The 12614-nt window shown below is 54.0% G+C and carries 11 protein-coding genes and 2 tRNA genes; 10 read left to right on the top strand and 3 right to left on the bottom strand.

The features are described 5' to 3' along the window. Positions 1-45: 45 nt before the first annotated feature. A tRNA-Asp gene (locus PanJK_RS21345) sits at positions 46-122 on the top strand. An 8-nt stretch (positions 123-130) separates the two neighbouring features. Then, a tRNA-Trp gene (locus PanJK_RS21340) sits at positions 131-206 on the top strand. A 105-nt stretch (positions 207-311) separates the two neighbouring features. On the opposite strand, the gene hdfR is transcribed toward PanJK_RS21340, so the two are convergent. Next, entirely contained in the window at positions 312-1133 is an 822-nt protein-coding gene (hdfR, locus tag PanJK_RS21335) for an HTH-type transcriptional regulator HdfR (RefSeq protein WP_008106614.1), read from the bottom strand. Between the two features lie 121 nt (positions 1134-1254). Here hdfR and PanJK_RS21330 point away from each other — a divergent pair, with 121 nt between their 5' ends. Continuing rightward, positions 1255-1593 carry a DUF413 domain-containing protein gene (locus PanJK_RS21330; protein WP_008106616.1) on the top strand — a complete coding sequence of 113 codons (339 nt, stop codon included), beginning with the start codon at positions 1255-1257 and terminating at the stop codon, positions 1591-1593. A 30-nt stretch (positions 1594-1623) separates the two neighbouring features. Here the strand turns inward: PanJK_RS21330 and PanJK_RS21325 are convergent, their stop codons facing one another. Beyond that, the gene (locus PanJK_RS21325) at positions 1624-3144 is read right to left on the bottom strand and encodes a YifB family Mg chelatase-like AAA ATPase (RefSeq protein ID WP_265302747.1); all 1521 of its coding nucleotides are present in this window, start codon (positions 3142-3144) and stop codon (positions 1624-1626) included. Between the two features lie 328 nt (positions 3145-3472). On the opposite strand from PanJK_RS21325, the gene ilvL reads away from it, so the two are divergent. The 6 genes from ilvL (at position 3473) to ilvA (ending at position 10033) form a co-directional block, all read left to right on the top strand. Then, on the top strand, positions 3473-3571 hold the full coding sequence (gene ilvL / locus PanJK_RS21320) for an ilv operon leader peptide (RefSeq protein ID WP_071531048.1): 99 nt from the start codon (positions 3473-3475) through the stop codon (positions 3569-3571). 149 nt (positions 3572-3720) lie between these two features. After that, positions 3721-5367 (top strand): acetolactate synthase 2 catalytic subunit, encoded by a 1647-nt coding sequence (gene ilvG, locus PanJK_RS21315; protein ID WP_256697799.1) that lies wholly within the window; start codon positions 3721-3723, stop codon positions 5365-5367. After that, complete coding sequence (gene ilvM / locus PanJK_RS21310; protein ID WP_008106624.1) at positions 5364-5621, top strand: acetolactate synthase 2 small subunit; 258 nt, start codon at positions 5364-5366, stop codon at positions 5619-5621. Before ilvG ends, ilvM begins: the two co-directional genes overlap by 4 nt. A gap of 18 nt (positions 5622-5639) precedes the next feature. Next, positions 5640-6569, top strand: coding sequence for a branched-chain amino acid transaminase (locus tag PanJK_RS21305; RefSeq protein ID WP_007888821.1), 930 nt, complete (start codon positions 5640-5642; stop codon positions 6567-6569). A 62-nt stretch (positions 6570-6631) separates the two neighbouring features. Next, complete coding sequence (ilvD, locus tag PanJK_RS21300) at positions 6632-8482, top strand: dihydroxy-acid dehydratase (RefSeq protein ID WP_256697798.1); 1851 nt, start codon at positions 6632-6634, stop codon at positions 8480-8482. Positions 8483-8485: 3 nt separating this feature from the next. Then, positions 8486-10033, top strand: coding sequence for a threonine ammonia-lyase, biosynthetic (gene ilvA / locus PanJK_RS21295; RefSeq protein ID WP_265302735.1), 1548 nt, complete (start codon positions 8486-8488; stop codon positions 10031-10033). Here the strand turns inward: ilvA and ilvY are convergent, their stop codons facing one another. Continuing rightward, positions 10034-10915, bottom strand: a complete 882-nt coding sequence (gene ilvY / locus PanJK_RS21290; RefSeq protein ID WP_265302733.1) for an HTH-type transcriptional activator IlvY — start codon at positions 10913-10915, stop codon at positions 10034-10036. A gap of 161 nt (positions 10916-11076) precedes the next feature. On the opposite strand from ilvY, the gene ilvC reads away from it, so the two are divergent. Then, positions 11077-12552, top strand: a complete 1476-nt coding sequence (gene ilvC / locus PanJK_RS21285; RefSeq protein ID WP_256697795.1) for a ketol-acid reductoisomerase — start codon at positions 11077-11079, stop codon at positions 12550-12552. Positions 12553-12614 lie beyond the last annotated feature (62 nt).

Here is a 12614-nt window from a genome sequence, read left to right as displayed (position 1 = left end):
ACACCTGAAATCAGAACGATTGTCTGATATCAGTACAGAATCGGTGGAGCGGTAGTTCAGTTGGTTAGAATACCTGCCTGTCACGCAGGGGGTCGCGGGTTCGAGCCCCGTCCGTTCCGCCACCCTAATTAGGGGCGTAGTTCAATTGGTAGAGCACCGGTCTCCAAAACCGGGTGTTGGGGGTTCGAGTCCCTCCGCCCCTGCCAGAAAATAATCCTTTGCTTCGGCAAAGGATTTTTTTTGTCCAAAATTTGGCAGTGAAATGAGTTTGAGTTTCACTGTGATCCACTCAAACTGCCTCATTTATTATCTTATTGTGTCAAAACCGGATATTTAAGCAGCTGACGAATGTGACTTTGCTGATCGCTATTCTGCAGCCACACCGCATATAACGGTCGCACGGCGACGGGTGTATCTGGAATAACCATCAAATCACTATAAATGCCGTGCCAAAAATCAGGTAAAAATGCACATGCACCGGTGGTATGCAGTAATTCGCGCGTTAAATGTGCCGATGTCGTAGTTAATACAGGGACATCATCACTGGACAGATAACTTTCATGCTGATGAAAATCTGCGCCCCATTCCAGCTTGATATAGTCATATTTTTCACGCTTCTCAGTTTTGCGCGCCCGGAATAATGCGAGAGAAATATGACCTATTTGCTGGCTGGTTAACTCATCCATTTTTGGTGCTTCGGTCGTGATCAATAGGTCCAACTGACGTTCATGCAACTGCTTGACCAGCAAATGTCGTTGGGCGATGCGTGCCTCAAGATGGAGGCTTTCGCGATTCTCATAAAGTGTTTGCAACCAAGGAGTTAAATACGCTTCCCAAAGGGATGCGCTACCTCCTATCGAAAGCTCATGATGCTGCTGTGTATGTGAAACTTCCTTTTTGGCCATCAGCCAGGTACTCATCAAGCTTTCGGCATAGGGTAATAAACGCTCGCCCGCTGAAGTCAGCCGGATGTTATTACGGTGACGAGTAAAAAGATTTACGCCCAGCTGGTTTTCCAGCTGACGAATGCGAAAACTAACGGCAGATTGCGTGAGGTAAAGCGCTTCAGCAGCACGCCCGAAATGGCGTGTTCTGCTCACTTCGAGGAAAGTTTTCAGTAATTCCGTATCCACTGCATTCTCCCAAAAATTGTTTGTCGTACTGATTTAAATGTTTTGTTTTACACTCTGTCAAGCCTATCTAATACTCCGCGCCATAAATAGCACGGCCATATGAGAGTCAGGAGCGTGTAAAATGGCGGATAGCTTCGCAACAACAAATCGTTTCTTTGATAACAAACATTACCCACGTGGTTTTTCGCGTCATGGTGATTTCACCATTAAAGAAGCTCAGCTTCTGGAGCGCCACGGTTACGCCTTTAATGAACTGGATCTCGCTAAGCGTGAACCCATTACAGAAGAAGAGCGTTCATTTTTAGAAGTATGTCGTGGTCTTCGTGAGCCGCAAACGGAAGCTGAACGTGTATGGTCGAAATATACCGCACGTATCAAACGACCTAAGCGTTTCCACACGCTATCTGGCGGCAAGCCGCAGATGGACACGGTGGAAGATTTTAGCGATAGCGATGATTAAGAATAGCGGGGCTTATATAAGCCCCGTTTTTTATTCCAGAGTTTTGTGCAGATAGATCATTAAGCGGTCGATGCTGCGATATCCCACTGCTTCCTGCAAATGACCCCGGGTAATCTGCACTTCACCTGCTAAATCAGCGATTGTCCTCGCCACCTTTAAAATCCGCTGCCAGGCACGTACTGAAAGCCCCAACGAATTTAACACCTCTTCCAGCCATTCCGCATCCAGCTGCGTCAATGGACACCAACGTAAAATCTCCGGGTTTGAGAGATGAGCATTCACTTTTCCGCTGCGCGCTGTTTGAATCTGTCGCGCGGCAAGGACGCGAGTTAAAACTTCAGCGCTGCTTTCACTGACTTGTTGTTTCTTACTCAGCGATCCGCTCGGAAGAAGTGGAACTTCTAACGATAAATCAAAGCGATCGAGAAAAGGTCCTGATAGGCGATTGAGATAGCGCAACACCTGCTGAGGTGATGAGCGATTATGATTGCCCTGATAATGCCCGGTCGGGCTAGGATTCATTGCGCCAATCAATTGAAAGCGGGCGGGATAAGTCACTTTAGCGCGTGTGCGCGATATTGAGATTTCCCCGGATTCAATCGGCTCGCGCAACGCATCCAGCGTTCTGCGCTCAAACTCGGGCAGTTCATCGAGAAATAACACACCGTTGTGTGCCAATGATATTTCCCCTGGCCGCGGCAAGGAACCGCCACCAACCAGCGCATAGAGTGATGCACTATGGTGAGGCGCTCTGAACGGCCGTTTGCGCCACTGATGATGGAGATTGCCACTGCTTACCAGACTGGCGATAGCAGCGCACTCCAGCGCTTCCTGGTCGTCTAATGGCGGCATGATACCGGGCAGACGCGTTGCCAACATCGTCTTGCCGGTGCCCGGCGGTCCAATCAGTAACAGGTTATGCCCGCCAGCTGCGGTTATCTCCAGTGCACGTCGGCCCTGATCCTGGCCAATGATATCGCTGAGGTCCTGCTTTTCCTGTTCAAGCGTTTCGGGCTGATAATGCGCGACAGTGAGAGTGGTTTTGTTATGGAGAAACGCACAGATTTCTACCAGATGTTTGCCTACCAGCGTCTCGCCATGTTGAATCAACCCTACATCCTGTTGATTCTGTTCAGCTAACACCATTTGTCTGCCCGCTTGCAGTGCCGCCATCGCCGCCGGAATAGCGGCCTGAACGCCACAGAGCGCGCCGTTAAGTGCTAACTCCCCCAGGAATTCATATTGCCCGAGTTTTGCGTCTGGCAGCTGCTCAGAGGCCGCCAGAATGGCGATAGCGATGGGGAGGTCATAGCGTCCGCCCTCTTTTGGCAGATCGGCAGGCGCCAGATTGATGGTGACGCGTTTCGCCGGGAAGGTGAACCCGCTATTAATAATCGCGCTTCGCACCCGTTCCCGCGCTTCTTTTACCGTGGTTTCAGGCAGTCCAACCAGCGTCAGGGCCGGCAAGCCGTTGCTGATGTGCACTTCAACCGTCACCAGCGGAGCCTGAACACCCAGCGCAGCTCGTGTTAATACCTTCGATAAAGACATAACCGCTCCTTGTTGTCCTTATCATCAAAGCAGCCAGACAGATGAACAATGGCTTACTACTCAACTTCAGAGCCAGATTCCTTACATTCACTGATAATTGCCGGTCTTTCACTGAAAATCAGAGCCTGCTCGTAAACTCCAAATGAAGATTACGACGCGGGCGTTATGAATTTTTATCACAAATGTAAATAACCTTTTATTTACAATGTGATAACGGCGGGCCGCCAGCGGCATCATAAAATTTTCCAATGAAAATTATTGTCAACGACGTGCTAACTATGGTAACTCTGTAGGTATTACTTCGAACAATCGAAAAAACAAACAACACATGAAAGCCCTTCTACAAGTGATTAGCCTAGTCGTGATTAGCGTGGTGGTGATTATTATCCCACCGTGCGGGGCATCGCTTGGAGAAAGAAAGGCTTAAAAATCAAGTCTGGAATTCCAAAAACCCCCGCACCGAAAGGTCCGGGGGTTTTTTTTTAACCAGGCTAAATATCAGCAAATTAGCGAGGAACAGATTATGAGCAGTAGCATAAAATTCTGTTGTTCCCCTAGAAATACAGGAGAATAACCATGACAGGTGCACAGTGGGTAGTTCAGGCTTTACGCGCGCAGGGTGTCGATACAGTGTTTGGCTACCCTGGCGGCGCAATCATGCCAGTGTACGATGCGCTCTACGATGGCGGCGTGGAACACCTACTGTGTCGTCATGAGCAAGGTGCGGTGATGGCTGCTATCGGTTATGCCCGCGCAACCGGCAAGACGGGCGTATGTATCGCCACTTCGGGGCCCGGCGCCACCAACCTGATCACCGGTTTGGCGGATGCGATGATGGATTCAATCCCGGTTGTGGCGATCACTGGCCAGGTATCATCGGCCTTCATCGGCACCGACGCCTTCCAGGAAATAGACGTTCTTGGTTTATCGTTAGCCTGCACCAAACACAGTTTCCTCGTTGAATCGCTTGATGATTTACCCTCGGTGATGGCAGAAGCTTTTGCCATCGCGCAATCGGGTCGGCCCGGCCCGGTACTGGTCGATATCCCGAAAGACATTCAGATCGCCAATGGTGAACTGACACCTCATCTGCTGCCAGTTGAGGAAGAAATCAGCCACTCCGCTCAGCACATTGCAGAGGCGCGCGCATTGATGGCGCAATCGCATAAGCCGATGCTGTATATCGGTGGCGGCGTGGGTATGGCGCAGGCGGTTCCAGCCTTACGTGCCATGGCGCAGGAAACCGGTATCCCGATGGTTTCTACGCTGAAAGGCCTCGGCAGCGCGGATGCCAGTAGCGATCTTTATCTCGGAATGCTGGGCATGCACGGCACCAAAGCGGCTAACCTCGCGGTACAATCCTGTGATTTGCTGATTGCGGTTGGCGCGCGTTTTGACGATCGCGTTACTGGCAAGCTGGACACCTTCGCACCGCACGCCAGCGTCATCCATATCGATATCGATCCTGCCGAGCTGAACAAACTGCGCCGTGCTCACGTTTCACTACAAGGCGATATGAATCAGGTGCTGCCGGCACTGAGCATGCCAATGCACATTGATGGCTGGCGCAAGGAAGTCAGCGCGATGAAAAGCGAGTTTGACTGGCGCTACGATCATCCAGGCGAAGCCATTTATGCGCCGTTGTTGCTGAAGCAGTTGTCTGACCGCAAAGCGGACAGCGCCGTTGTCACCACCGATGTAGGTCAACACCAGATGTGGGCCGCTCAGCACATGCGTTTCACCGCGCCAGAAAACTTCATCACCTCGAGCGGTCTCGGCACTATGGGCTTTGGCCTGCCAGCGGCGATTGGGGCGCAGGTAGCACGTCCGGAGGACACAGTGATCTGCGTGTCTGGCGATGGTTCTATCATGATGAACATTCAGGAGCTGGGCACCATCAAGCGCGGCAAGCTACCGGTGAAAATTCTGCTGCTGGATAACCAGCGTCTCGGCATGGTGCGCCAGTGGCAGCAACTGTTCTTTGATGGTCGCTACAGCGAAACCATTCTGACCGACAACCCCGATTTCCTCACGCTGGCCAGCGCGTTTGATATCCCAGGCCAGCGCATTAGCCGTAAAGATCAGGTCGACGCCGCCCTCGATGCTCTGCTGAACAGTGAAGGTCCTTACTTCCTGCATGTTTCGATAGATGAGCATGAAAACGTCTGGCCATTGGTACCGCCGGGTGCCAGCAACGCAAACATGATGGAGAAAACCGCATGAATCAGCATCAATTGTCTATCGAAGCCCGCTTTCGTCCTGAAATATTGGAGCGCATTTTGCGTGTCGTGCGTCACCGTGGTTTCCAGGTGTGTGCAATGAATATGGCCTCCGCGGTCAATGCGGAGAACATTAATATCGAAATGACCGTTGCCAGCCAACGCTCAGTCGATTTACTGTCTTCGCAGTTAAGCAAACTTATGGATGTCGCTTGCGTCGAGATCCAACAACAGACAACACAACAAATCCGCGCATAGTCGCCAAAGGAAAAAGCAATGAGTACGAAGAAAGCAGACTTTATTTGGTTCAATGGTGAGATGGTTAAGTGGGAAGACGCCAAGGTCAGCGTTATGTCTCACGCATTGCACTACGGTACTTCTGTGTTTGAAGGCGTGCGTTGCTACGACTCACACAAAGGTCCAGTGGTGTTCCGCCACCGTGAGCACATGAAGCGTCTGCATGAATCCGCTAAAATTTACCGTTTCCCGATTAAAGCCAGCGTTGATGAGTTGATGGAAGCGTGCCGCGAAGTGATCCGCGTGAACAAACTGAAAAGCGCTTATATCCGTCCGCTGGCCTTCGTCGGTGACGTGGGTCTGGGTGTGAATCCGCCAGATGGCTACACCACCGATGTAATCATCGCTGCCTTCCCTTGGGGTGCTTACCTGGGCGCTGAAGCGCTGGAAAACGGTATCGACGCCATGGTTTCTTCGTGGAACCGCGTTGCACCAAACACCTTGCCGACCGCCGCAAAAGCGGGTGGTAACTATCTCTCCTCACTGTTGGTAGGCAGCGAAGCGCGCCGCCACGGCTATCAGGAAGGTATCGCCCTCGACACCAACGGCTATATTTCAGAAGGTGCTGGCGAAAACTTATTCGAAGTGAAAGATGGCATTCTGTTCACGCCACCGTTCACCTCTTCAGCGCTGCCGGGCATCACCCGTGACGCCATCATCAAGCTGGCGCAAGACATGGGTATCGAAGTGCGTGAGCAGGTTCTGTCGCGCGAATCCCTGTATCTGGCCGACGAAGTCTTCATGTCAGGTACAGCAGCGGAGATTACGCCGGTGCGTAGCGTCGACGGCATTCAGGTCGGCGAAGGTAAACGTGGTCCGGTCACCGGTCGTATCCAGAAGGCATTCTTTGGCCTGTTCACTGGCGAGACGGAAGACAAGTGGGGCTGGTTGGATCCGGTTAACGCATAACGAGATTTTTTGCGGGCGTCAGATGGCGCCCGCAACCTGATTATTACTGGAGTAAATAGAGCATGCCTAAGTACCGTTCCGCCACCACCACCCATGGACGTAACATGGCCGGTGCCCGTGCCTTGTGGCGCGCGACAGGAATGACCGACGACGATTTCGGTAAGCCGATTATCGCCGTGGTCAACTCATTCACCCAATTCGTACCGGGCCACGTGCACCTGCGCGATCTTGGCAAACTGGTTGCTGAGGAAATCGAAGCAGCTGGCGGCGTGGCTAAAGAGTTCAACACCATTGCGGTGGATGACGGTATCGCCATGGGTCATGGCGGCATGCTGTATTCACTGCCTTCACGCGAGCTGATTGCCGATTCAGTGGAGTACATGGTCAACGCGCACTGCGCCGATGCCATGGTCTGTATCTCCAACTGCGACAAAATCACCCCAGGCATGCTGATGGCGTCACTGCGCCTCAACATTCCGGTGATCTTTGTGTCGGGCGGCCCGATGGAAGCCGGTAAAACCAAACTGTCTGATCAGATCATCAAACTGGATCTGGTTGATGCCATGATTCAGGGCGCCAACCCGAACGTCAGCGACGCCGACAGCGATCAGATCGAACGTTCTGCTTGCCCAACCTGCGGTTCCTGTTCCGGTATGTTCACCGCCAACTCGATGAACTGTCTGACCGAAGCGCTGGGCTTATCTCAGCCAGGTAACGGTTCACTGCTGGCCACGCACGCCGATCGTAAAGAGCTGTTCATCAATGCCGGCAAGCGCATCGTTAGCCTGACCAAACGTTATTACGAGCAGGATGACGTCAACATGCTGCCGCGTAACATCGCCACCAAAGCGGCGTTCGAGAATGCGATGACGCTGGATATCGCCATGGGCGGTTCCACCAACACCGTTCTGCACCTGCTGGCAGCGGCGCTGGAAGGCGAAATCGACTTCAACATCTCCGATATCGATCGCTTGTCTCGCAAAGTACCGCAGCTGTGTAAAGTGGCGCCAAGTACGCCGAAATATCACATGGAAGATGTGCACCGTGCGGGTGGCGTTATCGCCATTCTCGGTGAGTTGGATCGCGCCGGTTTGATCGACACCAGCGCGCGCAACATCTTGCAGCAGAGCATGCGTGAAACCCTGGATCAGTACGACATCATGCTGACCAAAGATCAGGCGGTGAAGGATATGTTCCGCGCCGGTCCTGCTGGTATTCGTACCACCAAGGCGTTCTCGCAGAATTGCCGTTGGGACACGCTGGATGACGATCGTACCGATGGTTGTATTCGTACTCGCGAACACGCTTACTCGCAGGATGGCGGCTTAGCCGTGCTCTACGGCAACATTGCGGAAGATGGCTGCATTGTTAAAACTGCGGGCGTAGACAAAGAGATCCTCACCTTCAAAGGCCCGGCCAAAGTATACGAAAGCCAGGATGATGCGGTTGAAGCAATTCTTGGCGGCAAAGTGGTGGCTGGCGATGTCGTAGTAATCCGCTACGAAGGACCAAAAGGCGGGCCGGGCATGCAGGAAATGCTCTATCCGACCACCTATCTGAAATCCATGGGCCTCGGCAAAAGCTGCGCACTGATCACCGATGGTCGCTTCTCTGGCGGTACGTCGGGCTTGTCGATTGGTCACGCCTCTCCGGAAGCGGCGAGCGGCGGCACCATCGCGCTGGTGAAAGATGGCGACATGATTGAAATCGATATCCCGAACCGTGGCATCAAGCTGGCGGTACCGGATAACGAACTGCACGCCCGTCGTGAAGAAGAGCTAGCGCGTGGCGATGCGGCCTATACCCCGCACGGCCGTGTGCGTGAAGTCTCCTTTGCCCTGCGCGCCTATGCATCACTGGCGACCAGCGCTGACAAAGGCGCGGTGCGCGATAAGTCTAAGCTGGGAGGCTAACCCATGGCTGAGTCTCAACCGCTCTCCGCGACGCCAAACGGCGCGGAGTATTTGCGCGCAGTGCTGCGTTCACCGGTGTATGAAATTGCTCAGGTGACGCCGCTGCAAAAAATGGAAAAAATTTCATCGCGTCTTGGCAACACCATTTTGGTGAAGCGTGAAGATCGTCAGCCGGTGCACAGCTTCAAGCTGCGCGGGGCTTACGCGATGATTGCCGGGCTGAATGAAGAGCAAAAAGCGCGCGGCGTGGTGACGGCTTCGGCCGGCAACCATGCGCAGGGCGTGGCACTCTCGGCCAGCACGCTTGGCATTAAATCACTGATTGTGATGCCGCTGGCCACGGCAGACATCAAGGTTGATGCAGTACGCGCATTTGGCGGTGAGGCTTATCTGTTTGGTGCCAACTTCGACGAGGCGAAAGCCAAAGCGATTGAGCTGGCGGAGCAGCAGGGTTACACCTTCGTACCTCCGTTTGACCATCCGGCGGTGATCGCCGGGCAGGGCACGCTGGCGATGGAGTTGCTGCAGCAGGATGCGCATCTCGATCGCGTCTTCGTGCCGGTCGGCGGTGGCGGTCTGGCGGCGGGCGTGGCGGTGCTGATCAAGCAGCTGATGCCGCAGATCAAAGTGATCGCCGTGGAGTCGGAAGATTCGGCCTGTCTCAAGGCGGCGCTGGATGCCGGAGAGCCGGTAGATTTGCCGCGCGTGGGCTTGTTTGCTGAAGGCGTGGCGGTCAAACGCATCGGCAGCGAAACCTTCCGCCTGTGTCAGGAGTATCTTGATGACATCATCACGGTGGATAGCGATGCGATTTGCGCAGCAGTGAAAGATCTGTTCGAAGATGTGCGCGCCGTGGCGGAACCTTCTGGCGCGCTGGCGCTGGCGGGCATGAAGAAGTACATCCAGATGCACGACATTAAAGGCGAGCGCCTGGCGCACGTGTTGTCGGGTGCCAACGTGAACTTCCACGGCTTGCGCTATGTCTCCGAGCGTTGTGAACTGGGCGAACAGCGTGAAGCGCTGCTGGCGGTCACCATTCCAGAGCAACAGGGCAGTTTCCTCAAATTCTGTCAGACCATCGGCGGACGCTCTATTACCGAGTTCAACTATCGCTACGCGGATGCGGATAACGCCTGCATTTTCGTCGGTGTGCGCTTAACGCGCGGGCTGGAGGAGCGCAGTGAGATCATCAGCCAGTTGAGCGAAGCCGGTTATAACGTGGTGGATCTGTCGGATGATGAAATGGCCAAGCTGCACGTGCGCTACATGGTGGGCGGACGTCCATCGAAGCCGCTGCGCGAACGTCTGTTTAGCTTTGAATTCCCGGAAGCACCGGGCGCGCTGCTGAAGTTCCTGCAGACGTTGGGTGCGCACTGGAATATCTCGCTGTTCCATTATCGCAGCCACGGCACCGATTATGGCCGCGTGCTGGCGGCATTTGAAGCCAACGATCAGGAACCGGATTTCGAAACCCATCTCACCGCGTTGGGTTACGAATGGCATGACGAAGCGAGCAACCCGGCGTTCCGTTTCTTCCTCGCCGGGCAGTAACTACAGCTGGTGCCAGAACGCATTGATAAGCGGCTCTCCGAGCCGCTTTTTTTGTACGCAAACGCCGAGTTCCAGCGGCGCGACAGACTCCACATTCTCCAGCGTTAACACGCGATTGCGCACCGGTTCTGGGCTGTTCTCCAGCACCACATCCGGCAACAGCGCAATACCGCATCCCAGCGCTACCATCGACACAATCGCCTCATGACCAGAAACCGTGGCATAAATCTGTGGATTGGGAATGCGCTGGCGGCGGAACCATAAATCGATACCACGGCGTGCAGGTCCTTGTTCCGGCAGGATAAACGGAATCTGCGCCCAATCGGGTTGCTCCTGCGTTGCCTGATTGCGTACCGGACAAGGCAGCGCCGGGGCGATCAGCACCAGCGGAATCAGGCCCAGTGGCGTAAAATCTATGCTGGCCGGCAGCGATTCAGGGCGACCGGCAATGGCGAGATCGGCGTCACCGGATTGCACCATCTCAATCGCATCGGCGGCATCACCGGTAGTAAGTTTGATCTCTACCTGCGGATGTTCAGCGCGAAAGCGATCGAGAATCGGCGGCAAATGGCTGTAAGCGGCGGTCACCGAGCAGAACAGGCGCAGCTCGCCGCTCAGTGAAGGGCCGTTAAGATCCATCACATGCCGCAGTTGCTGATAGTGCAGCAACGTCTGCTGCGCAAACTGGCGCAGGCGCTCACCGGCTTCGGTCAGCGTCACGGTGCGGTTATCACGCAGGAACAGCGCGTGACCGACATCCTCTTCCAGGCGCTGAATCTGGCGCGATAGGGTTGAAGGGCTGACGTGCATGGCACGCGCGGTGCGGCCAAAGTGGCAGCTTTCAGCCAGATGAAGGAAGAGTTTCAGGTCTCTTAAATCCATGCGCGTATCGCCTCAAGGTTATGTTGCAAATTTTGCAATGTGACCTTGCTAATATATCAATTTAAGCAACGGATTTCCTGTCATATGATGGGGTCATTCGCGGCGTAAGAGACAACGTCGTTACTGAACAAAAACAAACACAACATCTAACCGGAGTACCCATGGCTAATTACTTCAACACTTTGAATCTGCGCAACCAGTTAGCGCAGCTGGGCAAATGTCGTTTCATGTCACGCGACGAATTCGCAGATGGCGCTAGCTTCCTGAAAGGCAAGAAAGTGGTCATCGTTGGTTGTGGTGCTCAGGGTCTGAACCAGGGCCTGAACATGCGTGATTCTGGTCTGGACGTGGCGTATGCCCTGCGTGCTGAAGCGATTGCTGAGAAGCGTGCCTCTTTCCGCAAAGCGACCGATAACGGCTTCAAAGTGGGGACTTACGAAGAGCTGATCCCACAGGCCGATCTGGTGGTTAACCTGACGCCAGACAAGCAGCACTCTGCTGTGGTTCAGGCTGTTCAGCCGCTGATGAAAGATGGCGCTGCGCTGGGTTACTCACACGGTTTCAATATCGTTGAAGTGGGCGAAACCATCCGTAAAGACATCACCGTCGTGATGGTGGCACCGAAGTGCCCGGGTACTGAAGTACGTGAAGAGTACAAGCGTGGTTTCGGTGTTCCTACGCTGATCGCCGTTCACCCGGAAAACGATCCCAAAGGTGAAGGCATGGCGATTGCTAAAGCCTGGGCAGCAGCGACCGGCGGCGACCGTGCGGGCGTGCTGGAATCTTCCTTCGTTGCGGAAGTGAAATCTGACCTGATGGGCGAGCAGACCATCCTGTGCGGTATGCTGCAGGCCGGTTCTCTGCTGTGCTTCGACAAGCTGGTGGCTGAAGGTCACGACGCGGCTTACACCGAAAAACTGATTCAGTTCGGCTGGGAAACCATCACCGAATCCCTGAAGTTCGGCGGCATTACGCTGATGATGGATCGCCTGTCTAACCCGGCGAAAATCCGTGCTTATGCGCTGTCTGAGCAGCTGAAAACCATCATGGCACCGCTGTTCCAGAAGCATATGGATGACATCATCTCTGGCGAATTCTCTTCAGGCATGATGGCTGACTGGGCTAACGACGACAAAAACCTGCTGACCTGGCGTGAAGAGACCGGCGCAACCGCATTCGAAAACGCACCGCAGTTTGATGGCAAAATCGAAGAGCAGGAATACTACGACAAAGGCGTCGTGATGGTTGCAATGGTGAAAGCAGGCGTTGAGCTGGCGTTCGAAACCATGGTTGACGCGGGCATCATCGAAGAGTCGGCTTACTACGAATCACTGCACGAGCTGCCGCTGATTGCTAACACCATCGCCCGTAAGCGTCTGTATGAGATGAACGTGGTTATTTCCGATACCGCAGAATACGGTAACTACCTGTTCTCCTTCGCGGCAGTTCCACTGCTGAAAGAGTTCATGACCACGCTGCAGCCGGGCGATCTGGGCAAAGCAATTGAAGGGACTCAGGTTGATAACGCACAGCTGCGTGACGTCAACGAAGCCGTTCGTCAGCATCCAATCGAATCTGTAGGCCGCAAACTGCGTGGCTACATGACCGATATGAAACGTATCGCTGTCGCTGGCTAAGCCACGCACGACACCGTTTTCAGCACAATAAAAAACCCCGGCTTGCCGGGGTTTTTTATTAT

The sequence above is a fragment of the Pantoea sp. JK genome, assembly GCF_026130245.1.
GTDB lineage: Bacteria > Pseudomonadota > Gammaproteobacteria > Enterobacterales > Enterobacteriaceae > Pantoea > Pantoea trifolii.
Note: the sequence above shows the minus strand (reverse complement) of the source record. Positions and strands in the feature narration are given on the sequence as shown.